The sequence below is a fragment of the Bacteroides sp. 14(A) genome (assembly GCF_000526555.1).
Lineage (GTDB): Bacteria > Bacteroidota > Bacteroidia > Bacteroidales > Bacteroidaceae > Bacteroides > Bacteroides cellulosilyticus.
In genome coordinates this window covers 1,807,041-1,834,029 of sequence record NZ_JAGH01000002.1, presented here as the reverse complement: position 1 = coordinate 1,834,029, position 26,989 = coordinate 1,807,041, and the positions used below count along the sequence as shown (strand labels likewise).

Genomic DNA, 26,989 nt, shown 5'->3' with positions numbered 1-26,989 from the left:
AATGGATTTTAAACTACATAACGGAAGCGGAAGTCTCTGCTGCAAAAGTTGCGGCAGGCAAGACAAGCAACTGAACACCTACGACTGGCTGGCCGATATTCCCGGAAACGGAGAAGAAAGCGATCTGGTAGAAGTTCAGTTCAAGAATACCCGCAAAGGATATTTCCGCAATAGCAACCATATACCTCTTGAAAAGGGCGACATCGTGGCCGTAGAAGCAACACCGGGACATGACATCGGTGTGGTGACCCTAACCGGACGCCTTGTTCCGCTACAAATGAGAAAAGCTAACATCAAGTCTGAGGCTGATATCAAGCGCATCTACCGTAAAGCCAAACAGGTAGATATGGACAAATACAATGAAGCCAAAGGACGCGAACATAACACCATGATACGCGCCCGACAGATTGCCCTCAACCTGAATCTCAACATGAAAATCGGTGATGTGGAATATCAGGGAGACGGTAACAAAGCTATTTTCTATTATATTGCCGATGAGCGTGTAGACTTCCGCCAGCTGATCAAGGTATTGGCAGATGCTTTCCATGTCCGCATTGAAATGAAGCAAATTGGCGCACGTCAGGAAGCCGGACGAATTGGTGGTATCGGCCCTTGTGGACGCGAGCTCTGCTGTGCCACCTGGATGACCTCTTTCGTGTCAGTATCCACAAGTGCCGCCCGTTATCAGGATATCTCTCTCAATCCGCAAAAACTGGCAGGACAATGTGCCAAACTGAAATGCTGTCTCAACTATGAAGTGGACTGCTATGTAGAAGCTCAGAAACGTCTTCCTTCCAGGGAGATCGAGTTGGAAACCAAAGACGGTACTTTCTATTTCTTCAAGGCAGATATTCTAAGCAATCAGATAACCTACTCTACCGACAAGAACATTCCTGCCAATCTGGTAACAATCAGTGGTAAGCGTGCATTTGAAATCATCGGTATGAACAAACGGGGTACTAAGCCAGAAAGTCTTGTAGAAGAAGCACGCCAAGTGGAACCCAAGAAGCCGATAGATTTGTTGGAACAGGAAAGCTTAACCCGCTTCGACCGTAGTCGTAAAGGTAAAAATGGCGGAGAAAATAACGGTGGCGGGAATGGAAACAGCGGTAATAACAACCGCAAGAAAAAGAAAAAAGGAAATCCGAATCAACCTGGAGATCAACAATCCAGACCACGCCCACAAGGTGAACCACGCCCACAAGGTACTCCCAGACCACAAGGCGAGCAACCAAGGCAACAGGGGAACCAACCCAGACTACAAGGCGATCAGGTCAGACGCAACAAGCAAAAAAATCGTGAACGAGGAGATGGACAACGTGTTGATAGAGGTCCCAGACCCAACAATCCACCCAGACCACAAGGAGAGAAACCAGCCGGAAATGAAAAACCAGCCCAAGAATAAAACATCTCTCCTGAAGAGTTTAATACTGCTGTTCATCGCAAGCCTCTACACAGCCTGCGATGAACAGACTGTATATCATTCTTTTCAATCCCTGCCAACGGAAGGCTGGCAGCGGAATGACACACTATTCTTCAATGTTTCGGTTGCAGACTCCGCTACACTCTACAATGTATCCGTAGAAGTAAGAAACCGGAACAATTATCCATATCAGAATTTGCCCTTACTCATCTACTACGACAGCCCGGAAGTCCCAAATATCAAGCGGGATACATTGGAGCTGCGACTTGCTGACAATGCAGGTATTTGGTTAGGAGATGGCTGGGGTGGGTTATATCAATCAACTCTCCCAGCAGGCTTCATCCGTATTGGAAAAGCCGGGGAATACCGCTTCAAAATTATACACCTTCTACCGGACGAAGTTCTTCCCGGTATCAATGATGTAGGAATCAAATTAAAACGCTGACAGTCTCTTTTTACGTCCTGCATCAATCCGCAGGAAGATGAACAGCAAGATGGTGAATCCCCAAAGCGAAGAACCGCCATAACTAAAGAATGGCAACGGAATACCAATCACAGGTGTCAATCCCAGCACCATGCCTACATTAATAAATAAGTGGAACAGGAATATACTAACGACCGAGTACCCATAGACTCGACCAAAAGTAGACGGTTGCCGCTCCGCCACAGCAATCAGACGGAGTATTAATATAAGGAATAAGAGTAGCACGGCAGTAGAACCTATAAATCCTTCTTCTTCACCTACCGTACAGAAAATAAAGTCCGTATCTTGTTCGGGTACATATTTCAGCTTAGTCTGAGTACCGTTTAGGAATCCCTTTCCTGTCAGGCCACCGGAACCGATAGCTATCTTCGACTGGTTGACATTGTATCCGGCACCAGCCAGATCTTCTTCCATGCCTAATACCACCTTGATACGTATCTGCTGGTGAGGCTCCAATACTTTATTAAAGAAGTAATCACTGGAATATAAGAAACCGATAGAACCGATAGCAAACATACCTATCAGGAAATAACTAAGATGACGCTCACTTAACGAAAGGAAAATAAGGTACCCAACTACCAGCATACACAGTCCCCATTGCACCCAAACCAAATTAAACGGAGTCACATATTCCGATATAAAATAAGCGATTAACAACACTCCAATGGTAACTAACAATATATTGCGTACCGGTTCCCATTTCTTCTTATAAACCCACACCATTCCTGCCGCAGACAGCAAGACCATCGAAAGTACTGCAAACTCCCCTATCGGCGTCGGCGTATCGGCAATAAACACCTGATCAAAACGAATACCTACCACAAAGTAAACTACCGCGCACACTCCGGAAAACAGTACCACACCTGGCATTCCCTCCCGATACAGAACCAAAAAGAAAGCAGTATATACCAACGCTGAGCCAGTCTCCCGCTGCAAGATAATAAGTATCATCGGGAACAAAATAAGGAAAACCATCATCAAGATATTCTTCCAGTTCTTCATGGTGAACGAATAGGAATTCATATACTTGGCAAGAGCCAGCGCCGTAGCAAACTTGGCGAACTCCGCCGGCTGCAAACTTACCGGCCCCATGACCAGCCACGACCTCGATCCCTTCGTATCAGGGGCTATAAAGATAGTGACCACAAGTAATATGGCAAGTGCTATATAAATCAGATAGGCAAACATATCATAAACGCTGTCTTCAAGCATCAACAACACAAATCCCAATCCGAAAGAGCAAATGATCCAAACCAGTTGCTTACCTGCACGAGTGGAGAAATCCCAGAAGTCGCGGTCACCATAATCATAGCTTGCCCCGCAAACGCTAAACCAACCGAATGCAATCAGAATCAAGTAAACACAGATCGTTACCCAATCCAGTGATTTCCATATACTATCTCTCCTCGTCACCATACATTATCACACGATTACTCATTTCTTCCGCTCTTTCCTCGCTGGCAGGCGAAAGTTTTCCATTCAAATACTGTTCCATCATTAAAGCACCATAAGGTACTCCATAGGTTGCACCCCAACCACCATTCTCGACATAAACGGCAATAGCGATCTTCGGCTTGTCCATCGGGGCAAAACCTATAAATGCAGAATGGTCATGTCCGCGATTCTGTGCCGTACCCGTCTTTCCACAGACTTCTACACCCGGCAGTATGGTTCCGGCTATACGGCAAGTAGCACTTCCGGTAACTCCCGTAACAGCCGCCCGCATACCTTCTACAATTTCTTCATAATAAGAACGATCAATAGAAGTGTAACGACGCTCCCGATAGGTACTATCCAATTCTGCATCTTGAATATCCTTCACAATATGCGGAGTCACAAAATAACCACGATTGGCAATGGTAGCCGCTAAGTTTGCCATTTGCAAAGGTGTACTTAAAACTTCACCCTGACCGATAGAAATACTGATTACCGTCAATCCATTCCATGATCCACGATAGGCCTTATCATAAACACCTGCATTAGGAATAAATCCACGTTTCTCACCCGGCAAATCCGTTCCCAGCTTATAACCAAATCCTTGAGAAACCATGTGATCTTTCCATACAGTAAGCGCATTCTGTGGTGAACCGTATTTCTTATCACCAAACATGCGATAAAGCCCCCAACAAAAATAAGCATTACACGAAGTGGCAATAGCAGGTATCAGCGGAAGAGGTGATCCATGCCCGTGGCATCCCACACGCAGACCTCCATAAATGAATCCGTGAGAACAAGGAAACGATGTGGATGGCTGTATAATACCTTCCTGTAAGAATGTCAGCGCCTGCGCTGTTTTGAAAGTAGACCCCGGAGGATAGACACCCATAATAGCACGATTCAGCAAAGGTTTCTGCTTATCTCTCTGCAGCATATTATGATTTTTACCACGTTGGCGGCCAATCATCAAGTGCGGATCAAAGTTCGGAGCAGACACCAGACAAAGGATCTCCCCCGTTTCCGGCTCAATAGCCACAATTGCACCGATTTTATTTTTCATCAGACGCTCACCTAACATCTGCAAATCAATATCCAACCCTAATTTCAGGTTCTTACCCGGTATGGATGGGCGGTCTAGTTTCCCATCCATATAGTGGCCCTGAATACGTCCGTGCGCATCACGAAGCAAAACCTCTACTCCTTTTTCGCCACGCAGGTATTTCTCGTATGACTTTTCTATACCTTGCTTACCCACATAATCACCGCGAATGTAATAGTCGTCAGCCTCAATATCTCTCATTGAAACCTCACCAATATCTCCCAAAGCATGTCCGGCAGAATTATAAGTGTATTGCCGGATAGTACGTCTCTGAATATAAAAACCCGGGAATTTAAAGAGTTTTTCCTGGAATACACCGCACTCTTCCGCCGAGAGCTGCGTCATAAACACCTGATGCGTATATCTGGAATAACCGGGATTCATCCAGCGGTTCTTCACATCTTTCATTCGCTTCAGCAGCTGTTCTTTCGTAATATTCAGTGTGCGGCAAAAATCGAGAGTATCCAGTTCCGTCACCTCTCGCGGCACGAATGTGATATCATACGCAGGTTGATTGAACACCAGTAATTTTCCATTGCGGTCATAAATAGCACCGCGCGAAGGATACTGGATTTTATTAAGGAAAGCGTTACTATCTGCATTCTTCTTGTAAGTATCAGTCATGATCTGCAACACAAAAAGACGCATGATATAAATGATAACAATCACAATTGCTACCCCACCTATCACAAATTTCCGCTTTTCGAGTGTATAATCTTTTGCCATCTTACTTCTTCTTCACTCCTTCTATAGCCATGATACAGGTTATAGTCAGCAACGCACTTGCCACAATTCTCAGCAGCAACGTTCCGATATGGGCGAACGAAAAGAATTCTATGGTAAGTAATATTGCATGATGAATAAAAACGCTAACAACCAAATACTTCAGGAAAGGTACAATTCCCATCGATTTTATCGAAGGAACTATATTCTCAAATGCATCCCGCGGCACAAACAGGCGTAGGAATGTAGGACGCAAAAAAGCCAGTGCCACCGTAGCTGCAGCATTCATACCCGGCGTATCCGAAAAGATATCCACCGTCAGTCCCAGAAAAAACGCCCACAGCATCAAAGTATTCCGTGGTGTTTCCGACTCAAATTTCAGTATGAGATAAATATATAGAAAAGGAGTGGCATATCCGGCAATATGCACATTATTCAGTATCAGTACCTGCAATAGTACCAAACCGATAAACCAACCTATTTTATGCAGATAATTGATGACCACCTCTTATTTAATTAACAATTGATAATTGACAATTGACAATTAAGGTTACCCCATTAATTGCTTATCACTAAATACTCTAACACTTATCACTCCCATCATTTCCCTTCTTCCTTCTCCAATGTCTGCTGCTCTTCTTGTCCGGTACGGGCAATCACCCGAACGTTGCTCACCTTTCCGAAATCCGTGGCCAGTTTTATCTTCAACAGATAAGAGAGACCGTCGTGAGAATCAGACATATCATCCACCGTTCCCACCATGATGCCTGCAGGAAATACTGTAGAATACCCACTTGTCACCACCGTATCACCCAGATTAAACTCTGCATGGCGAGGTAAATCTTTCAAATAAGCATAACGAGAGTCTCCATATTCCCACTTCAAATAACCGAAATATTCACTGCCCACAATCTTGCAACTGATGCTCGATTTACTGTTCAGCAATGGAATAACGGTAGAGTAATGCGGAGAAGTTTTATAGACAATGCCCACTACTCCGTTGGCATCTACCACTCCCATTTCCGGACGGATACCCGCAGAGGTTCCTTCATCAAGGGTGATATAGTTATCCACCCGGTTCAGACTATTCTTGATGACATTCGCTTTGAAAATATGGTATTCGTCCGGTTCGAGCCGTTCCAGGCTATACAACCGAACAGAGTCCATTCCTTTATTTTTCAGCGTTTTCTCCAGAAAAGCCACCCGCTGCTCCAACCACATATTACGGTCGAGCAAGTCTTCATTGACAGATTTCAGATGGAAATAAGAAGTAATAGTTCCCGAAACATCGTAAACTTTCCCCGCCACACTGTTGGCAGATGTGAAGAACACACTCTGCTGATAGTAGTTGAAACGAAACAATAAAACAAAACTGGCTGCCTCTAACAGTAGAAAGAGGAACCAGTAGTTGTATTTAATAAGAAAGTTCAGTAAATTTCGCATATGGCTTTATCATCTCATCAGGAATGAGAAACGATCCACATTCTTCAGCGCCACACCCGTACCTTTGGCAACAGCATGCAGGGGATCCTCAGCAATATGGAACGGAATGTTAATCTTATCAGTCAAACGCTTATCAAGTCCGCGGAGCAATGCACCACCACCTGCCAGATAAATACCATTGTGCACGATATCGGCATACAGTTCGGGAGGTGTATTTTCCAACGCGTTCAAGATAGCGGTTTCAATCTTCGAGATTGATTTCTCCAGACAGTGCGCTACTTCCTGATAGCATACAGGCACTTCCATAGGCAGAGCCGTGATACGGTTCGGTCCGTGAACGATATAATCTTCGGGGGCGTCTTCACCAAGTTCAGTCAGGGCGGCACCCGCATTGATCTTAATACGTTCGGCCATACGCTCACTGACCTTCACATTGTGCTGACGGCTCATATACTCCTGAATGTCCGCAGTAAAGTCATCACCCGCTATGCGGATGGAATTGTTGGCTACGATACCACCCAAGGAGATAACGGCAATTTCCGTAGAACCACCACCTATATCTACAATCATGTTTCCTTCCGGAGCTTCCACATCGATACCGATACCGATAGCGGCAGCCATAGGTTCGAAAATCAAGTAGACGTCACGTCCGCCGGCATGCTCGGCAGAGTCGCGCACGGCACGCAGCTCCACTTCAGTACTACCCGAGGGGACACCGATAACCATACGGAGCGAAGGAGAGAACAGACGGTTGCGATTATTCACCATCTTTATCAAACCGCGTATCATCTGCTCGCAAGCATAGAAATCGGCAATTACACCGTCGCGAAGCGGACGGATGGTACGTATGTTTTCATGGGTCTTTTCGTGCATCATCTTTGCCTTATCACCCACGGCAATCATCTTATCGGTGCGACGGTCGAGAGCTACCACCGAAGGCTCATCCACCACAATCTTACCATTGGTTGTAATAATGGTATTGGCGGTACCAAGGTCCATCGCTATTTCTTGTGTAAAAGAGAATAATCCCATGCGAATATTTATGATTTATGAATTATGATTTATAATTTATGGATGATAATGAGGGCGCTTACAACTCTTGCTGTTCAGCGGTCATAACTCATAAATTATAAATCATAAATCTAATTAGTGTTTGAAATGACGAATTCCTGTGGTCACCATCGCGATGCCATGTTCGTTGCAATAGTCGAACGAAAGCTGATCCTTGATGGAACCACCCGGTTGAATAACTGCGGTCACACCTTCATTTCCGGCAATCTCCACACAGTCGGGGAAGGGGAAGAAAGCGTCGGATGCCATCACGGCACCTTTCAGGTCGAAGCCGAAGTTCTTGGCTTTTTCGATGGCCTGCTTCAAAGCATCCACACGTGAAGTCTGTCCCACACCGCTTGCCAGCAATTGCTTGCCTTTAGCCAGTACAATAGCGTTGGACTTACTGTTCTTCACAATCTTGTTAGCAAAGAGCATGTCTTCTATTTCCTGTGCGGTAGGTGCTTTCGTGGTTGCAGTTTTCAAATCTTCAGGCTTCTCGATGTTCAGGTCGCGGTCCTGTACCAACACACCATTCAAGAGAGAACGGAACTGCTTCTTAGGCAGTGCGGCAGGCTTGCGAACCAGAATAATACGGTTTTTCTTCTGTCCCAGGATTTCCAATGCGTCTACATCGTAATCAGGAGCGATAATTACCTCAAAGAAGATTTTATTGATTTCCTCAGCCGCATCCTTATCGATCACTCCGTTTGTGATGAGCACACCACCAAAAGCGGAAACCGGGTCACCGGCCAATGCATCGTTCCATGCTTCGAGCACCGTAGGGCGTGAAGCCAGACCGCAAGCATTGTTATGCTTCAATACGGCAAACGTAGTCTCCTCAAATTCATCGATCAGGTCAACGGCTGCATTGATATCGAGCAGGTTGTTGTAAGAGATTTCCTTTCCGTGAATCTGGTCGAACATAGCTTCCAGATTTCCGTAGAAGTGACCCTTCTGATGCGGGTTCTCGCCGTAGCGCAAAGTCTTCTGATTATTGGCAGAGCAACGGAATGCGGAACCTTCTTCACCATCGAAGTAGTTGAAGATGGCTGAATCGTAATGGGAAGAAACGGAAAACGCCTCTTTGGCAAACCAACGGCGTTCTTCCAGCGAAGTGGTAGCTCCATGTTCCATCAGCATATCGCGGAACGGCTGGTATTGTGCCTGAGAAGCGATGATAACCACATCATTGTAATTCTTGGCAGCTGCACGGATCAGTGAGATACCGCCTATATCTATTTTCTCGATAATAGTCGGCTCGTCGGCACCGGAAGCTACGGTAGCTTCAAACGGATACAAATCAACGATAACGAGGTCTATTTCGGGAATTTCATATTTTTCTATCTGTTGCATATCCTGTTCCAGTCCGCGACGGCAGAGAATACCACCGAACACTTTCGGATGCAGGGTCTTCACACGTCCACCCAGGATAGAGGGATACGTGGTCAAGTCTTCCACTGCTTTACAGGGATACCCCAGTGATTCTATAAACTGACGAGTTCCGCCTGTTGACAGAAACTCAACTCCTTCTTCATGCAGTTTGGTGATGATTTCGTCCAAACCTTCCTTATGATAAACCGATACTAAAGCGGTTTTAATTCTTTTTGTTTCAGACATGGAATTGCGTATATAAGTATTTGATGCGCAAAGGTACTAAAAATGTTTATTTGCACACATACTCAAACACAATAAATTAGGTATAATTAAAAAAGGCAGCAATCCTGTTTAGGATTTACTGCCTTAGTTCATAATCTTCCGCTCTGATGAGCTTGTTAGTTTCAGGTAATGAAATAATTTATTTCCCCCGCATGAAACTATTACCAGATAGAGATGCGTTCTTCTACCGGTACATACATCGGATCTTTTTCGGTAATGCCAAATGCATCATACCATGCAGCAATGTGCGGCAACGCAGCGTCTACACGCCATTTGCCCAAAGAGTGTACATCGATCTTCGTCAATTGCAGGATGGCTTCGGGACGGGTATTGTTAGCCCAAACATTGGCATAAGCCAGGAAGAAGCGTTGTTCGGGAGTGAAACCGTCTTTTACTTCCAGCGGAGCGGCAGCGGTAGCCTTCTTGAATGCCTGATAAGATACTTGCAAACCTCCGTGGTCGGCAATGTTCTCACCCAGTGTCATACGACCGTTGGCATGTACCCCCGGTGCAACTTCGATGCTGTCAAAGAAAGCAACCATTACATCGGCACGTTTCTCGAAGTTCTTAGCATCTTCTTCCGTCCACCAGTCTTTCAGATTACCGTCTTTGTCGTACTGGCGACCTTGGTCGTCGAAGCCGTGTGTCATCTCATGACCGATTACAACACCGATTGCACCGTAATTGAAGGCATCGTCAGCATTCATATCGAAGAACGGATATTGCAGGATACCGGCAGGGAAACAGATTTCGTTCGTTGTCGGGTTGTAATAAGCGTTTACGGTCTGCGGAGTCATCAACCACTCGTCCTTGTCTACCGGTTTGCCGGCTTTGGCAACCATTTCGGCATAGTTCCACAGGTTGGCACGCTTGATATTGTTCCAATAAGAGTCGTCCTTGATCTCCAACGTAGAGTAGTCTTTCCACTTATCAGGATAACCGATCTTCACGTGGAAAGTAGCCAGTTTTTCCTGTGCTTTCAGCTTGGTTTCGTCGCTCATCCAGGCAAGGTTGTTGATGCGTTCGCCCAGGCTGGTCTGAAGATTCTTCACCAAAGATATCATACGTTCCTTAGCAGCGGCAGGGAAGTATTTCTCTACATACATTTGCCCCACGGCTTCACCCAGTGCGGAGCTCACTACAGAAACGGCAGTCTTCCAGCGGGGTTGCATTTCCTGCGTTCCAGACATGGTGCGTTCGTAGAAGTCAAAGTTCTGCTGAGCCATCTCGTCATTCAATGCGCTGGCGGCAGAGTCAATCAACTTCCATTGCAGGTAAAGGACTTGCTGATCAACAGGTAAGGTGTTAAGGATGTTAGCAGCTTCAGCTACCGAAGCAGGCTGGCCGACAATGATTTCTTTCACATCTGTCAGTCCAAGACCTGAAAGGTAAGCGTCCCAGTTGAAAGTAGGATAATTCTTCTTCACCTCTTCCATGCTCATCTTATTGTAGTTAGCATGCGGGTCACGCAGTTCGGTACGAGAACGGAAAGCTTTGGCAAGACGGGTTTCTACGTCCATAACCACTTCCATACCTTTCTTGGCAGTAGCCTCATCGAAACCTGCCAACTGATACATTTTCTGTACATGAGTACGGAAGGCATCACGGATAGCGGTAGTAGAAGGATCAGTAGCCAGATAGTAATCGCGTTCGCCCATGCTCAAGCCGCTTTGATAAAGCTGCACGGCGTTCTCGTTACTGTTCATTTCGTCGGCAGCTACATAGAGGCCGAGGTAAGCACCGATGCCCTGTTTACGCAGATCGGCGAGCAAAGCATAAACAGCTTCTTTATCTTTCAGGGAAGCAATCTGTTCCAAGTCGGCTTTGATAGGAGCAACACCTTCTTTGTTCAGCTTCACGCTGTCCATAACAATCTTGTAGAGGTCGCCTACCTTTTGCGCTACACTACCTGCTTCATGCTGAGTGGCAGCCAGTTCTTCAATCAAACCTTGTATCTGCTTACGGTTATTCTCGGCAAGTTCTGTAAAAGAACCGTACTGTGAATACTCAGGTGAAAGTGGATGGCTTTCAATCCAACCGCCACAGGCGTACTGATAGAAACTACTCCCCGGAAGGGCAGTTGTGTCAAGATTGGCAAGCTGGATACCGGCTGTCATTTCAGCTTTCTGCTTGCCCGTACCACATCCCACCATCATAAGGCAAGCTGCGGCTAAAGGTAAATAATGAGTTACTTTCATAAGATATAAAATAATGTTATAAGTTTTATTGTTCTTTCCGAACTGCTTCCAGTTCGGTAGAGACGGCATCCCACTCTTCCATCACAGAGTCGAGTTGTTGTTTCAGTTTCTGATGCTGCTCGTAAAGGGCCATATCCGAAGCTCCCTCAGGAGTTGCCATTCGGGCTTCGAGAATGGCGATGGCAGACTCGGTCTGCTCTATCTCCGATTCACAGTCAGCAACGCGACGTTCCAGTTTTTTGAGCTTCTTGTTCAGTTCCTTCTGCTCTTCATAGGAAAGCTTGGCACCGGAAGATTGAGTGGCGGTATCCGCATTCTCTTTTCCACCGGAAGGTGAGGTAGAAAGTGCGGGGGCTTTCTGTAATTCGTTCAGGCTTTCTATCTGCTTCTTTTGCAGGAAGTCGTAGATGCCACCGAGGTGTTCTTTTACAATTCCACCACCGAACTCATATACTTTAGTCGCAAGTCCGTCCAGGAAATCACGGTCGTGGCTTACTAAAATGACTGTACCGTCAAATTCGCGAATGGCATCTTTCAGTACATCCTTCGAACGCATATCGAGGTGGTTAGTCGGTTCGTCCAGTATCAGGAAATTCACAGGTTCCAGCAGGAGTTTGATCATTGCAAGGCGGGTACGTTCTCCACCAGACAGCACTTTCACCTTTTTATCAGAAGCTTCACCGCCGAACATGAAGGCACCAAGGATATCGCGTATCTTCAGGCGGATATCGCCTACGGCTACGCGGTCGATGGTATCAAATACCGTTAAACTTTCATCCAGGAGTTGTGCCTGGTTCTGAGCGAAGTAACCGATCTGTACATTATGACCGAGGGTGAGCTTACCGGTATAGTCGGTTATTTCTCCCATGATACACTTTACCAGGGTGGATTTACCTTCACCGTTCTTACCTACGAACGCCACTTTCTCACCACGGTTTATGGTCAGGTTGACATCGTGGAAGATGACATGGTCACCATAGGCCTTCCGGACATCCTCACAGATGACAGGGTAACTTCCGCTACGGCTGCTGCAAGCAAACTTCAGGCGCAATGCAGAGTTGTCTTCCTCGTCTACCTCGATACGTTCTATCTTTTCCAGTTGTTTGATGCGGCTCTGCACCTGCACAGCTTTCGTGGCTTTATAGCGGAAACGCTCGATAAAGGCTTCCGTATCTTCTATCTGTTTTTGCTGATTCTCATAGGCACGGAGTTGCTGTTCGCGACGCTCCTTCCGCAGTACGATGAATTCGTCATACTTCACTTTGTAGTCGTAAATCTGTCCGCAAGTGATTTCAATGGTGCGCGTGGTGACGTTATTGAGAAATGCACGGTCGTGACTCACCAATACCACGGCATTGGCACGTGTGGAAAGGAAGTTTTCAAGCCATTGGATACTCTCAATATCCAGGTGGTTGGTAGGTTCGTCGAGCAACAGCACATCGGGACGGCGAAGCAGGAGTTTGGCAAGTTCGATACGCATACGCCAACCACCGGAGAACTCACTGGTGGAGCGGTCGAAGTCTTCGCGGCTGAAACCTAATCCTTGCAAGGTTCGTTCTATTTCAGCACGGAAGTTGGTGCCGCCCATCATCAGGAAACGTTCGTTCTCATGAGTGAAACGGTCGATGAGTTTATGGTATTCTTCGCTGTCATAATCGGTGCGTTCGGCAAGTTGCTGGTTCATGCGTTCAATGTCTGCTTGCATTTCGAAGATGTGTTCGAAAGCCAGTTCCGCCTCTTGCATCACGGTACGCTTATCACTGAGAATCATCACCTGTGGCAGGTAACCGATAGTACATTCGCGGGGAATGGCAACGACGCCGGAAGTGGGCTGCTGTAGTCCGGCCAATATCTTGAGCATGGTAGACTTACCCGCACCATTCTTGCCCACCAGGGCGATGCGGTCTTTTTTGTTGATTACGTAAGAGACGTCTTCGAACAGAGGGGTTGCATTAAATTCTACTTTCAGTCCTTCTACTGATATCATAGTGTCAATGAATTTATCGTTCAGGGCTGCAAAGGTAACGATTTCCAGCGGGATATGACATCGTAAACCTATATTATTGTAACTCGTTGGCGGAATTCATTCATTTATGTAGGGTTATGAGTTAAATGATAAATAATCTTTTAGACGCGGATGACACGGATAACGCGGATTTAAAAGGCTGCGCTATAAACGTGGATAAAAAAAAGATCCGCGTCATCCGTGTCATCCGCGTCTAAAAAATAACATACCGAATGGCGCTAATCACTTATCACCAAACACTAATCACTAATCACTTTTGTTCTTTTCTATACCTTTTTGAGAGAAATGCTCTTTCCGTTCTTTCAGTCTTTCAGCCCTCCCCGAGCTCCCTGTTCATCGGCATTCCGGCTGAAACTTCCGACCTGAATGTTGTTTCAGGCATCTTTCAGCCGGAATGCCGATGAACAGGGAGCTCGGGAAAAACTGAAAGACTGAAAGAAGAAAAAGTTGTTTTATGACTCAGTAATGTTAAAAAATAACTTGATATAAATGGACGTTCTATTTTCCCTATTGGAGAAATATTTTTTCCCAATTAAGGAAAATGATTTCTCTAATTGGGGAAAAATAAATAGGGGATACGATCATTTATGTACCAAGTTGTTTTATGAAGAATGATCAAGTTCTTTTTCAAGAATATTTGATCTGAAAACAAGTAATGATGTGATCCGGTACAAGTAATGTTGTGGGTGATTGCATTGCTTGTTCTCATCCACAACAAGCAATGTAATTTCAGGTAATGATCGAGGCATGAAAAAAGCAAGTAATATATATGTACGAATATCTTTTTTATACAAGAAAAAAAAAAATCATCTCTGATTATCAATATATTACAAACTTCCAATTTCTTGTCGACAAGAAGTTGGGAGTTTGTCGACAGGAAGTTAACTTCTTGCCAACAAACTCCTAACTTCCTGTAAAAGGAGAAATAACCGATTCTCCGGTTTCCTTACACTGCATAAACCTCGTGATTGACAGAATGAATAGCGGATTACCTAAAACTTCCAGAGCCTGCGTTCAATTATCTGTATCGGAAAGACTGAACGCTTTTCTTTCATCCTACTCTTTTAGCATCTATATATCGGTGGTATTGGATATATAGATACTGCATGTCCGATATATAGATGCAACATGTTCGATATATAGATGCTACGCATCCGGTGTATATAGCCAATATTCAGAATATGAATTAAATTTCTATTGGTTATGAATTAATTCACCACAGAGTTTCACAGAGTTTAATCAATTTGAAATCAAAAGAATATAACTCCGTGAAACTCTGTGTTACTCTGTGGTGAAAACTCATTACTATACCATTATGCACCCACTCATTCTTCTACTTTCAGCGGCAGGATGATTGTAAAGCGTGTGCCCTTTCCGGGCGTAGACGCTACTTCGATCTTCCCCTTGAAACGTTCAGCGATTGTCCGGCAGATGGCCAGCCCCAGTCCTGTGCCTTGCTTGAAGGCATCTCCTTTGTAAAAACGGTCAAAGATATGTTCTATCACTTCTTTGGCCATGCCTGTTCCCGTATCTTCCACAAATATCTTTACACAATTGCAAGTGGCAGGCCGGTAGCCTATACAGATATTTCCTTCGGAGGTAAACTTAATCGCATTGTTCACCAGATTGTTGATAACCTGGCTCAGGCGAGTGGGATCGGTAGCAATAGTGATCTCCTGTCCAGGAAGATCCAGCAACAGTTCCACGCCTTTCTTCATATTCATTCTTTGCGCACTGCCTATCTCATTCAGTACCTGATGGAGGGAGATGTTGCAGAAGTTGAACTCCATGGTGTTCGACTCTATCTTGGAGAGGTCCAGGATGTCGGATATCAGGACCATCAACAGCTGGCTGTTCTTTTCAATCAGAGAGGTAAATTCGATGATGTCGTCCTTGGTCAGGTCTGAGTCTCCATGGGCCAGCAGGGAGGAAAAACCTACGATGGCATTGAGCGGGGTGCGTATTTCGTGGCTCATATTGGCAAGGAAGATACTTTTCAGTTCATCACTGTGCCGGGCTTTACGCAGGGCTTCGTTCAAACAGTCTTCGGTATCCTTGTATTTCTGAGTGCTCATACAGATGCCGACAATACGGTAAGGGGCTTCTTTCAGCTGCCCGACGTAGGTGGACTGGGCTTCGAACCATTCCCAACTGCCGTCGTCGCGGCGGAGGCGGTATTCTACAGGAGCTTCATATAGATTACCATCCAGCTGCAAGGTTAAGGCATCAAACACCGACTGACGGTCGTCGGGATGTATCAAATAAGCAAACTCTTCGGGGGTGAGGGTGTAGTCGCGGGTAGGGATACCCAAATATTCGAAATAGCGGGGATCGATAATCATAAGATTACGTTCCAGGTCGTACGACCACTGGAATATCTGCGTACGACTCAGGGCGATGTTTAGCAGATGTTTCCGGGTACTTTCTTCCAGCACATTGCGGTAATAGAGTACGATTCTTACCAGCCGCTCTTCTTCATACACGCCTATCAAGGCACCTTGTATCAGAAAACTGATGTGCCGCTTCTGTTCATAGATGAAACAGTTGGAAGACAAGGGGATGATGCGCTGGCAACCTTCGTGCAGTTCCTGTAAATAACGAGGCAGGACATTCTGCTTATCCTGCACTACTTCCAACAAATCGAAGACAGACTTACCGAGGATGTCCGTATCCAGTTGGAGTTCATCACTCATCTGCTTGTTCACGCGCCAGATGCGGTCTTCAAGGTCGATCATGACAATGCTGACGGGCCATACATCGAACAATTGTTCGGCAATGGCGTTCACTATCCGTACTTCTTGGGGTATATCAGGGTTCATAAAGGGTTATGTTTATCGTGTAGACGGCAAAGGTCGGGCTTAAACGGGTAGGCAACAAACAAACCGGAAGAAATTAATATTCCATTTTGGCACAGATATATTCCGTCATTCACACCTTTACATCTTTTAACGGGACGAAAAGGGACAGAGAGTCGAATTTAACGGTTATTCCTGCTGATTATAAATCAATATCATTCAATTTTGCAAGCCTAAAAGATAAGACATGAGTATAACTAAATTCAATATAAATGCCGACTTCATTGCATATCAGCAGATCACGGCAAGTGGGCTGAGCCATTTGTCGGGACGGGCTTACAAGACGGAGGGAGGCATTTTCGCTCTTTGCAGCAAGGGTTCGCTGAAGACAATTATTAATCATACCGAATATCGGATTGGGGTGAATGAGCTGATAGTTGTTCCTCCCGAGACTTTCGTCCAGCTACTGACCGCATCGGATGATGTGGAAATACATGCTGTCATGTTCTCGCAGCGACTGATCCAGAATGCCGGAATGGGCAAGAATATGATGGATAAGTTTCATATCATCGGCAAGCATTATGTTTTCTCGCTGTCGGAAATGGTTTCGCAACTTTACTCGGAGATGTTTACGTTTCTGTCGCACCTTTATAAAGAGGTTGGGGAGAAGTTGAGTGAGGCTGTGTTGCAGTCGTTCCTAAGTCTGATGTTGCAGGGGGTATCCGAACTTTGTCCGGAACAGGCGAAACTGAAAGAGACGCCAGGCAGCAGACATTTCCATCAGTACCGGATTTTTGTCCGAATGGTACATGAGGAATATGCCCGTGAGCATCAAGTGGTGTATTATGCCAAGAAGATGAATATGCAACCGTCCGCCCTTTGCCGGCTTGTCAAGAAGGAGTCGGGACATACGGCAATGGAGATTATCAACAGGACACTCATCATGGATGCCAAGACGCAACTGCGCACGGAGAATACGCAGGTGAAGGATATTGCGCTGAGTCTGGGGTTCAATAATGCCGCCTTCTTCAATAAATTCTTTAAGAAGCATACAGGGGTGACGCCGCAAATGTTTCGGAATTCGGTAAGATAACAGGATTACAGAAGAAGAAGGATTGTTTCTGCATTCCCAGCAAGTGAAGATATTTATTTCATCTTGCGCAGCTTTGCCTTACGAAGCAGACGGCGGGCAGGAATGGCTTTTATTTCACCATCAGGTGTACCCACTATCACAGTTTCGTTCCGCTGTGCTCTTTTCTCAAGCATGCGTTGCTCGGCCAGTGCCAACCCATAGTGCAATTTCTCGCTTAATTCCTTCCACTCATCGTTTGACATAACTTTCTATGGTTTTAAAGAGTTCTATTTCATACATCCGTGTCGGAAGAGTAGGACCACCTTCAACATATTCTTAGTAAGAATTTAGAGTTGCCGGCATTTTCACCGTAGCAACTGCGACAAAGATAAAGAAACTCCCCCAAATCCATGCAGCACAAGCCATAATTTTCGATTCATCCGGAGAATAATTGGTATGCGGACAACGCGAATGGAGCGGACGAACGCGTACCAATCTCCCCCCTTTCGTGAACCTTTTATGTTGCAAACGAGTTAATTAAGAAGTACTAGAGACTTTTTACGAAAAATACAACTACGTGCATTTAATAAAAATCCCTAAGTTTGCATCATGAAAAAGTTACTGCTGACTCTGCTCACTTTCCTGATAGCCGTTAATGTGGCTTATCCACAACTCGCCATCCGCCATCGTTTAGCCACTCCCCGACCTGCCGACTCGCTCGATATAGACTATTACTCCCACAAAAAGGGACTTCAGGCGGGCACCATGGTCTTCGGCATTAATATGGGAGTCTGGGCCTTCGACCGCTATATCCGTAAGGCTGACTTTGCCTACATCAACGGACGTACTATCAAGGATAACCTCAAGCATGGCTTCGTGTGGGACAATGACGCCATGGGCACCAATATGTTCATGCACCCCTACCACGGCAGTCTGTACTTCAACTCAGCCCGGTCCAACGGATACAATTTCTGGCAGTCCGGACTCTTTGCCTTCGGCGGCAGCTTCATGTGGGAGATGTTTATGGAGAACGAATATCCCTCTACCAACGACATCATTGCCACCCCTATCGGTGGTATGGCCTTGGGTGAAGTGACTTACAGGGTTTCCGACCTCATCCTCGACGATCGGAAAACCGGTTGGTCACGCTTCGGACTGGAGTTTGCCGGATTCCTGGTGTCTCCTATGCGCGGCTTGACCCGTATTATCAACGGAGATGCCTGGAAGCGGCGTTCCACTTCGGGTAAGCAATTCGGTGTACCCGATGTAAGTGTGGATGTATCTCTGGGTATACGTACCCTGGAACTGAAAGACGAGATTCTGGACAAAGGTGTGGGTATGGCCTCCGAAATCAACATCGAATACGGCGACCGCTTCGATGCGGAAGATACCAAACCCTACGACTATTTCTCCATCCAGGCAAACCTGAACTGGCAGAAAGATCAACCGGTTCTGGGACAGATAAACATTGTTGGCCGACTGGTAGCCAAAGAGTTGGTGAACAATGAAAAGCACTACCTCAGCCTTGGGCTGTACCAGCACTTCGACTACTACGATTCGGACACGATATCGGCAGTATCGGCAAAAGTACCTTATAAATTCTGTACACCCGCTTCCGTGGGCGGTGGCCTCATCTACAAAAGAAACCTCAAACGAAACTGGGGAATAGATGGTTACGCCTACCTCAACGCCATCCTTCTGGGAGGTGCCCTCAGCGACTATTATCAAGTGGACGAACGCATCTACAACCTGGCCAGCGGCTACAGTAGCAAGCTCAACTTTAACTTTACCTACAAGGACCGTCTTGCTATATCCACCATCTACGAAGTCTACCACATGTTCACTTGGAAAGGGTATCCCCAAGACATCAACTGGGACGAAGTGGAACCGAAGACACTCAATGCACAGGGCGACCGTTCGAGGGCCATTCTCCATGCAGTCGGCCTCCGGCTGGACCTGAAATTGCGGAAACAACTGTACCTCACCGGCACATTTATGAACTACACCCGCGATACCAAATACAGGTATCACGCCAATGTGTTTTCCAATACTTCGGAAGGGCGTCTGATGCTGACTTATAAATATTAGAGACTTCGGAAAGGTGACGGAGGAAACATATTTTCCCCGTAATTTGTTGCAGAAGCCACAGGCAAACCTTATCTTTACCACTATAAATCAACAAGAAAGGAGATGAGTTATGGACATGAGCCTTAAACTGGCAAGTAGCTACTTCGATATGCTGAAGTCACTGAGCGATGAAGCCAAACTACATCTGATAAAGATGCTCACCGACTCCATATTAAAGAAAGAAGCTAAGAACAGAACCGGCAACGGAAAGTTGGAAGATCTTTTTGGTGTATGGGCCGATGATCCCGAAACAGACCATATGGAAGAAAACATCCGCAAGGAAAGAACGAGCAACCGCACTCGCAAAATAGTATCCTTTGACGAATGTAATGGTGACTGAAAACGTGAAGCATCTCAATCACCTTTCCGGGAGCCCAATAAAGGAAAATTGCAGTTTGCAATCAAAGCTTCCACAACGGAAGTATCCACAGCAAAAGCCGTCCCGTGACGGATGCCACGAGGGAATGAAACCAGATCGGACACATCTTCCCAAGTCTCGCCATGATCCAGTGAACGGACTGCGCCGTAACGGTGGTCGCGGTATTTATCGAAATAAACATAGAGCGTATCACCTACAAACAAGGGGGCAGGTCCTTCAGCCCAGTAGTTTCCAGTGATAGAAGGGGAAACTTTAGTAGGGAATCCTTTCGCCAGATTTCTGGTACGGGTAATGCGGAGATTCTTCTCCGGAGGATTGGAGTTTTCATTCTTCACCACCATAATCAGCTCCTCGTTCTTCGGGTCTTTCACGATGGCAGCATCAATGACGCTGAAATCGGGGTTGAAAAACATTTTGGTCTTCGAGAAGGTCTGGAAATCTTTCGTGGTTACGTAGTACATGCGATGGTTCAAGCCTTTCTCACTCTCACTGGTTGCCACTTCTTTATGACGGCCGGGAATGGTGGTTGCCCAGAAGATATAATATGTCTGCGACGGCTCATCGTAGAAAAGTTCGGGCGCCCAGCAATTGTGGGCAGTCGGTTCGTGCATCATGACGGGGATGGCTCGCTGCTCGCTCCAATGAACCAAGTCGCGGGAAGAGGCATAGCCGATAATCCGGTCGGTCCAACTGGAAGTCCAGACCATGTGAAAGGTGCCATCGGGTGCCTGGCAGATACTCGGGTCACGCATCAGTTTATCTTTACCCACGGCAGGGGTCAGGTATGACTTGCCACCGTTCAGGGCGGTCCAGTTCAGACCATCGTAACTATAAGCCAGATGCAGTCCGTCTTTGCTGTCGTTGATGAAATAGGAAAAAAGATAAGCCGTTCCATTGGCATAAGTGGTCATCAGGGTGCCGAAACACAAAGTCAACCAGATAAGTACAGTTTTCATGGTTTATTCAAGATTAATGATTTCATTGCCTACAAAGATATAGCATCCCCGGAACATACCGAAACGGAAAAGACTGGAGAAATGAACCGATACCTGTAATATTGTGTAAAATTCAGTTGTCCAATCAGAAGAATTCCTCTACCTTTACACCGGTACATCAAATATTATAGATTATGAAAGGAGAGCGTAACGTACAGGTATATCAAGTAGGGCCTTATCTATTCGGTACTTCCTCCACCATTCCACACTGGAAAACGGAAGAGCTGATTCCCTCCCTGAAACCTTTCCTGTTATCTTTAGATACATACAAAAAGAAAGAACTCAAAATAGCATTCTCACTTGCCGTCCAGCCGGAGAGTGAAATCCAAGAAGAAGACCATGCTAAATACCGCTCACTCGTCGAGTTTGAATGGGAAGGTGCTACATGCAGGATCAGTGTGATTCCGGATACGGACTCTTATCTCATTACCATCCTCGCTCCCAACGATCCGAAAGAGTACACAGCTTATTTCTTCTACGGATTTACCAAAGGTGTCCTGTTCCTGCACGAAACAGAAGCGGATGCATTTGTGCTCAACAATATCCTGATGATGATTTATGCTTTCAATACGGCTTGTTCCGATACTGTATTAATGCACGCTTCCGTCATAAAGAAAGATGGAAAGGGATATCTCTTCCAAGGCAAAAGCGGAACGGGAAAAAGTACGCACAGCGGGTTGTGGCTGAAGCATATCCCCGGCTGTGAACTGCTGAACGATGATAATCCCATCGTGCATTTCAACTGGGAAACAGGGGAAGCCACAGTCTACGGTTCTCCCTGGAGCGGAAAGACACCCTGCTACAAGAATGACTCTGTTCCTGTAGGGGCATTTGTACGATTGGAACAGGCTCCGATGAATGAGATTCAACGAGAGAGTCCGGCACGGGCCTTCGCATCACTATTGCCATCGTGCTCTAATCTGAAGGAAGTGAGAGAATTGAATAATGGTGTCATCGAAACAGTGAAATATCTTGCGGCCCATACTCCGGTGTATTTTCTGAAATGCTTGCCGGACAGGGAGGCGGCGGAGATTTGTTTTAATACGATATGGAAAAGAACAAAAGTGATTAATGTTTAGTGATAAGTGATTAGTGCCATTCGGTATATTATTTTTTAGACGCGGATGACGCGGATAACGCGGATTTAAAAAGCTGCGCTATAAAAGTGGATAAAAAAAATCCGCGTCATCCGTGTCATCCGCGTCTAAAAGATTATTTATCATTTAACTCATAACCGAAAAAGAATGATAGATAACGGACGAAAAAGAATCATCCCCAACGAGGTACTGTTACCCGAAGTAGCACGCCTCATCAGCGAAGGACATACCGTAACCCTGACAGTCAGAGGAAATAGTATGAACCCGTTTCTTGTAGACCGTCGCGACCGTATTATTTTAGGCCCTTTTACCGATGATGATTTACAACCGGGCGTTGCCGTACTTGCCAGAGATACGAACGGACGTATTATCTTCCACCGCATCATCCACCGCAACGGCCAAGAGCTAACACTACTGGGAGACGGTAATATACGAATAACCGAACAGACCAACATAGCCAACGTCATGGGAGTAATGATTGCCGCCATCCGTAAAGAGAAAGAATATCCGTGTAATGACCGTGTCTGGCAGCGCTACTCTTTTTGGTGGATGAAACTGACCCCTGTAAGGCGATGGCTATTGGCAATATTCAGAAGAAGAAAAATTTTTCATCCGCAGATGACGCGAATAACGCAGGATTAAATACTGCGTAACAAAAAATCAGTGTCATCCGCTTCATTTGCAGATGAGAAATTATCACAATAACAACCCCTAATACATACAAACAATGAAAATTAAGAACGGATTTACTTTACATCAGATTGGTGACGAACACATCATCATGCACAACGGTACAGGAAACGTAGATTTCAGCAATATCATCAGCCTGAACCCTACGGCAACCCGCCTTTGGCAACATGTGGAAGGAACAGATTTCAATACCGACACCCTTACCGATTTCCTTACGGAAAACTACGAAGTAGACGCTGAAACTGCAAAGCGGGATGCAGAGCAACTGATAAAGAACTGGTTGGAAGCCGGAATCATAGAATAGCATATGCGTCGTACTTTCCTAACCTTGGTACGTTCCGGATTATGGAACACCCCCGTCGACCCAACCCCGTTCAGTAGCATGAACAGTGCCGACTGGGAAGAAATATACCAACTGGCACGTACCCAAGCCCTTCTCGCCATTACCTTCGACGGAGTGCTCAGTCTGCCGGCAGAACTGCGCCCACCCCGACCGCTCTACCTGCAATGGGCAGCTAAAGTAGTACACATCGAGCAGTCTAACCTCCGCCTGAATGAAGAACTCCCGGAAGTTTTTATGCCATACCGGGAAGCCGGTCTACACCCTATTCTACTGAAAGGACAAGGCATCGCCACTCACTACATAAACCCATTGCACCGTCAATGTGGCGACATCGACGTCTATATCGGAAAGGAAGGACAGCCCATAGCCAACAATATTTTGTTCCGTCACGGTGCAGAGGCAGAAGGAGAAGCATCGGACAAACACGCCAGCTATTCATTTCATGGCGTTCATATAGAAAACCATCGTATCATCCTGCGGATTAACAATCCGGCAGGTAACCGGTACTTCCAGCGTCTGATACAGGAATGGTACCCACAGCATGCTGAAACAAGAGAGATACACGAATATCCCGTCAGCCTCCCGCCTGTAACATTCAATGCGCTGTATATCTTCATGCATGCATTCGTCCATTTCCTGAACAGCGGCATCGGCCTTCGCCAAGTTTGCGACTGGACCCGTCTGTTGGCAACACGTCATGAAGATATTGACAAACTTTTGCTGGAAAAGTATTTCCGCAAAGTAGGATTGCTACGTGCCGCAAAAGCTTTCGGATATATCGCCGTGCATTATCTGGGTTTGCCGGAAGACAACCTGCCCTTCTCCGTCAAAGGTATGGAACGGGCAGGAGAAATCTTACTGGATGATATCTTTGCTACCGGAAACTTCGGTCAGCATGACGCACGCATCAAGCCACGTCCCAAAGGTTATTGGGCCGGAAAATGGCACACTTTCTGCCGGGCAACCAAACGCTGCATGAAGCTGCGAAAGTTTGCTCCCAATGAGGCGTTATGGTATCCGGTAACGCTGATAAAGGGAACAGTAACAATACAAATTAACAAGTTTGCAGCTCGTAACTAACTCATTATGAAGACAGAACAAATAAAGTACATCTGGGAAGTATCTCACGGACAACGGGGACGTATTCTCCTCTCCTGCCTCACAGGTATCATTGGGGTAGCGGTTTCTCTTGCCTTTATTTATGCTTCCAAGGTCGTCATCGACATTGCCACAGGTGCCGCCATCGGAAGCCTGACCAATGCCGCTATCCTTACTATCGCTTTGTTAATCGCCCAACTTCTGTGCGGAGCCGTCGACACCTGGCTCAGTGCCCGTATGCAAGTGGAAACTGGAAACGCACTGCGCCACCGCCTATTCTCCCGTCTATTACAAAGCCGTTGGAACGAATTGGAACGCTTCCACACCGGCGATATCGTAAACCGGGTGGAACAAGATACCGCCGCTATCGTGGGGGTACTGACCAGTACAATTCCGGCTTTCATAGTTACCATCGTTCAGTTGGTAGCCGCATTCGTATTCTTCTGCTTTCTCGATCCGTCCCTGCCTTGGGTAGTGGTAGGCATTCTACCTATTTTCCTATTGGGTAGCCACTTCTATATGAAACGAATGCGCCGCTACACCCGTGAAATCCGGCAGAGCGACAGCCGTATCCAATCCGTTATACAAGAAAGCCTGCAACACCGAACCGTCATCAAAACCCTGGAACAAAGCGACCGGCATATCGGAAAACTGGATGATCTGCAAGATGCACTCCGTAGTCAGATATTCGGTCGTACCCGCTTTTCGCTCTCTGCACGTATGCTGGTGGCATTTGCGTTTTCCGGCGGCTATCTTACAGCATTTCTTTGGGGGGCAGTACGCCTTAGCACAGGGAGTATCACCTTCGGAACAATGACCGCCTTCCTGCAATTGGTAGGAAAAGTGCAACGACCTGCCCTCGATCTTTCACGCCTGCTGCCTTCCTTTATCAATGCCCTCACCGCCGTAGAGCGACTGATGGAACTGGAAGAACTTCCCTCCGAAGCAAGTGGAACCGCACAACTGTTCCCCCAAACCCCGGACTTACAATTGAAGGATGTCACATTCAGTTATTCAACAGGAGACCGACCTATATTAAATCACTTCTCCTGCAACTTCCCCGCCGGAAGCTGCACTGTCGTATTGGGTGAAACCGGTGCCGGAAAAACTACCTTGATCCGGTTGCTTCTCGCACTCGCCACTCCGCAAGAAGGAAGCATCACCCTTTCGCCTGCAAACACAGCGCAGCCCCCACTCTCAACTCTCAACTTTCAACTCTCAACTCTCGAAGTTTCCCCTCAAACCCGTTCCAACTTCGTCTATGTCCCCCAGGGAAACACTCTTTTCAGCGGTACCATTCACGACAACCTGCTAATGGGTAACCCTCATGCCACCGAAGCCGAAATGCTCCAGGCTCTCCGTACCGCCTGTGCTGACTTCGTTCTCTCTTTACCGGACGGAATAGATACCAACCTCAACGAACAAGGTGGCGGCCTCAGCGAAGGACAAGCCCAGCGTATCGCCATCGCCCGCGCCCTCCTCCGTCCCGGACACATCCTGCTGCTGGACGAAGCTACTTCCGCCCTCGATCCCGAAACGGAACGGCAACTAATAAAAAACCTGCGCAGAGACTGCACAGGCAAAACATTCATCTTCATCACACACCATCCGGCAGTAGCCGAGGCTTGCGAAGCAACTATACAACTTTAAGCATCCATCTTGCATTCATCTCGCCTTCATCTTTAACAGCAAAAGATGCCACCTTTTGCATCACCCCTCGTAATGAACCGGATCATATCAAAGCATCAAACAGGTGATAAGACTATATGCTTCAGCCGTCCGGTCTCTATCTTCGGTCAGAAAGACGCATTGCCATGAAATTAAGAAAGGGAACCATCTCACGATGACTCCCTTTCATTCCTAATTTTAAATTTGCTTTCGCAAAGTTCTCCAGACTTAAAATAGCTTGGCAGGATATTCACCCGCATCCACTAAAGCCTGGATTTTATCTACAACACTTTGACGATCCTCAGGATAAGTCACGCCAAACCATTTGCTTGTAGTATCGAGGACCTCGCATGTAGCGACACCGTCCTGAATCAATTTATCTACCATCAACGGAATGAAGAATTCACTCTTCAGATTCTCCATATTCTTCGGATCGCTCAAGAAGCTCTTGAAGAAATCGCAGCTGTATGCGAAGTAATCGGGAGTAAAGCCCCAGAAGTTCATACTTACCGGAGTAGTTTCGGGAGTAGCCGTCCATTCGCCATTATCATCAATGTATTTCACTTCTCCGTCCATACGTTGAATCTTAGTGCGTTCTACAACAGAAGTCAGCAGATTGTTGGCATCCGTACCGCAAAGACCGCGAGATACAGTACCGCTATCGCTCAGTGTATTACCAATGCGGAAACCTACCATTGAATATACATTCTTTGAATCTTCGGGCAGTGCAGAAAGGAATTTACCCATTACCTGGAAAGAATCGCGACCATAGAAGTCGTCGCAGTTGATAACGGCAAACGGTTCCTGAATTACATCAGCACCCATCATTACGGCGTGGTTGGTTCCCCAGGGCTTCGTACGACCTTCGGGGCAAGTGAAGCCTTCGGGCAGATCGTCGATAGACTGGAACACCAATTCGCACGGGATATGACCTTCGTATTTGGAAATAATTTTATCACGGAAGTCTTTCTCAAAATCCTTACGGATTACGAAAACGAGCTTACCAAATCCGGCGTTAATGGCGTCATAAATTGAATAGTCCATAATAGTTTCGCCATTCGGACCCAGTCCGTCCAATTGCTTCAAGCCACCGTAACGGCTGCCCATTCCGGCTGCCAATAAGAATAAAGTTGGTTTCATACTTAGTTATTATTTAAAAAGGTTAGTGTATCCTTGTTTTGAT

The 26,989-nt window shown here is 46.3% G+C and carries 21 protein-coding genes and 1 pseudogene; 10 read left to right on the top strand and 12 right to left on the bottom strand.

Annotation, left to right across the window (positions count from 1 at the left end):
• Position 1: 1 nt before the first annotated feature.
• Both K429_RS0114275 and K429_RS0114270 read left to right on the top strand, forming a co-directional pair.
• Positions 2–1,405: a stage 0 sporulation family protein gene (locus K429_RS0114275; RefSeq protein WP_026367300.1), complete on the top strand. Its 1,404-nt coding sequence runs from the start codon at positions 2–4 to the stop codon at positions 1,403–1,405.
• Entirely contained in the window at positions 1,383–1,868 is a 486-nt protein-coding gene (locus K429_RS0114270) for a gliding motility lipoprotein GldH (protein WP_026367299.1), read from the top strand. Before K429_RS0114275 ends, K429_RS0114270 begins: the two co-directional genes overlap by 23 nt.
• On the opposite strand, the gene rodA is transcribed toward K429_RS0114270, so the two are convergent.
• From rodA to K429_RS0114220, 9 genes are all read right to left on the bottom strand, one after another.
• The gene (gene rodA / locus K429_RS0114265; RefSeq protein ID WP_007219710.1) at positions 1,857–3,323 is read right to left on the bottom strand and encodes a rod shape-determining protein RodA; all 1,467 of its coding nucleotides are present in this window, start codon (positions 3,321–3,323) and stop codon (positions 1,857–1,859) included. The two genes, K429_RS0114270 and rodA, sit on opposite strands and share 12 nt — an antisense overlap.
• Positions 3,304–5,169: a penicillin-binding protein 2 gene (gene mrdA, locus K429_RS0114260; RefSeq protein ID WP_007209640.1), complete on the bottom strand. Its 1,866-nt coding sequence runs from the start codon at positions 5,167–5,169 to the stop codon at positions 3,304–3,306. Before mrdA ends, rodA begins: the two co-directional genes overlap by 20 nt.
• Before the next feature lies 1 nt (position 5,170).
• The gene (gene mreD, locus K429_RS0114255) at positions 5,171–5,671 is read right to left on the bottom strand and encodes a rod shape-determining protein MreD (protein ID WP_007219709.1); all 501 of its coding nucleotides are present in this window, start codon (positions 5,669–5,671) and stop codon (positions 5,171–5,173) included.
• 95 nt (positions 5,672–5,766) lie between these two features.
• Positions 5,767–6,609 (bottom strand): rod shape-determining protein MreC, encoded by an 843-nt coding sequence (mreC, locus tag K429_RS0114250; protein WP_007219708.1) that lies wholly within the window; start codon positions 6,607–6,609, stop codon positions 5,767–5,769.
• 9 nt (positions 6,610–6,618) lie between these two features.
• On the bottom strand, positions 6,619–7,641 hold the full coding sequence (locus tag K429_RS0114245) for a rod shape-determining protein (protein ID WP_007209637.1): 1,023 nt from the start codon (positions 7,639–7,641) through the stop codon (positions 6,619–6,621).
• Positions 7,642–7,755: 114 nt separating this feature from the next.
• Positions 7,756–9,279, bottom strand: coding sequence for a bifunctional phosphoribosylaminoimidazolecarboxamide formyltransferase/IMP cyclohydrolase (gene purH / locus K429_RS0114240; RefSeq protein WP_007209636.1), 1,524 nt, complete (start codon positions 9,277–9,279; stop codon positions 7,756–7,758).
• 200 nt (positions 9,280–9,479) lie between these two features.
• On the bottom strand, positions 9,480–11,516 hold the full coding sequence (locus K429_RS0114235; protein WP_007219707.1) for a M13 family metallopeptidase: 2,037 nt from the start codon (positions 11,514–11,516) through the stop codon (positions 9,480–9,482).
• 25 nt (positions 11,517–11,541) lie between these two features.
• Positions 11,542–13,503: a ribosomal protection-like ABC-F family protein gene (gene abc-f, locus K429_RS0114230; protein WP_026367298.1), complete on the bottom strand. Its 1,962-nt coding sequence runs from the start codon at positions 13,501–13,503 to the stop codon at positions 11,542–11,544.
• Between the two features lie 1,364 nt (positions 13,504–14,867).
• Positions 14,868–16,361, bottom strand: a complete 1,494-nt coding sequence (locus tag K429_RS0114220; RefSeq protein ID WP_026367297.1) for an ATP-binding protein — start codon at positions 16,359–16,361, stop codon at positions 14,868–14,870.
• A 223-nt stretch (positions 16,362–16,584) separates the two neighbouring features.
• Here K429_RS0114220 and K429_RS0114215 point away from each other — a divergent pair, with 223 nt between their 5' ends.
• Positions 16,585–17,430, top strand: a complete 846-nt coding sequence (locus K429_RS0114215) for an AraC family transcriptional regulator (protein WP_007209631.1) — start codon at positions 16,585–16,587, stop codon at positions 17,428–17,430.
• Between the two features lie 53 nt (positions 17,431–17,483).
• Here the strand turns inward: K429_RS0114215 and K429_RS0114210 are convergent, their stop codons facing one another.
• Positions 17,484–17,672 carry a hypothetical protein gene (locus tag K429_RS0114210; protein WP_007219831.1) on the bottom strand — a complete coding sequence of 63 codons (189 nt, stop codon included), beginning with the start codon at positions 17,670–17,672 and terminating at the stop codon, positions 17,484–17,486.
• A 346-nt stretch (positions 17,673–18,018) separates the two neighbouring features.
• On the opposite strand from K429_RS0114210, the gene K429_RS0114205 reads away from it, so the two are divergent.
• Positions 18,019–19,497, top strand: coding sequence for a DUF3943 domain-containing protein (locus K429_RS0114205; RefSeq protein ID WP_026367296.1), 1,479 nt, complete (start codon positions 18,019–18,021; stop codon positions 19,495–19,497).
• Between the two features lie 109 nt (positions 19,498–19,606).
• On the top strand, positions 19,607–19,876 hold the full coding sequence (locus K429_RS0114200) for a hypothetical protein (protein ID WP_007219829.1): 270 nt from the start codon (positions 19,607–19,609) through the stop codon (positions 19,874–19,876).
• A gap of 47 nt (positions 19,877–19,923) precedes the next feature.
• On the opposite strand, the pseudogene K429_RS0114195 reads toward K429_RS0114200, so the two are convergent.
• Positions 19,924–20,871: pseudogene (locus K429_RS0114195) on the bottom strand (glycoside hydrolase family 43 protein); the annotation flags it as partial.
• A gap of 173 nt (positions 20,872–21,044) precedes the next feature.
• On the opposite strand from K429_RS0114195, the gene K429_RS0114190 reads away from it, so the two are divergent.
• The 5 genes from K429_RS0114190 to K429_RS0114170 all read left to right on the top strand — a co-directional run bounded on the left by K429_RS0114190 (position 21,045) and on the right by K429_RS0114170 (position 25,788).
• Positions 21,045–21,989: a hypothetical protein gene (locus K429_RS0114190; RefSeq protein ID WP_026367294.1), complete on the top strand. Its 945-nt coding sequence runs from the start codon at positions 21,045–21,047 to the stop codon at positions 21,987–21,989.
• 165 nt (positions 21,990–22,154) lie between these two features.
• Positions 22,155–22,649 (top strand): S24/S26 family peptidase, encoded by a 495-nt coding sequence (locus K429_RS0114185; RefSeq protein ID WP_022209262.1) that lies wholly within the window; start codon positions 22,155–22,157, stop codon positions 22,647–22,649.
• Positions 22,650–22,734: 85 nt separating this feature from the next.
• A complete protein-coding gene (locus K429_RS0114180; protein ID WP_007209623.1) occupies positions 22,735–23,001 on the top strand; it encodes a PqqD family protein in 267 nt (88 codons plus the stop codon).
• A 3-nt stretch (positions 23,002–23,004) separates the two neighbouring features.
• Positions 23,005–24,120, top strand: coding sequence for a nucleotidyltransferase family protein (locus K429_RS0114175; protein ID WP_026367293.1), 1,116 nt, complete (start codon positions 23,005–23,007; stop codon positions 24,118–24,120).
• Between the two features lie 6 nt (positions 24,121–24,126).
• Positions 24,127–25,788: an ABC transporter ATP-binding protein gene (locus K429_RS0114170; protein WP_026367292.1), complete on the top strand. Its 1,662-nt coding sequence runs from the start codon at positions 24,127–24,129 to the stop codon at positions 25,786–25,788.
• 246 nt (positions 25,789–26,034) lie between these two features.
• On the opposite strand, the gene K429_RS0114165 is transcribed toward K429_RS0114170, so the two are convergent.
• On the bottom strand, positions 26,035–26,946 hold the full coding sequence (locus K429_RS0114165) for a hypothetical protein (protein ID WP_007219823.1): 912 nt from the start codon (positions 26,944–26,946) through the stop codon (positions 26,035–26,037).
• Between the last annotated feature and the right edge of the window lie 43 nt (positions 26,947–26,989).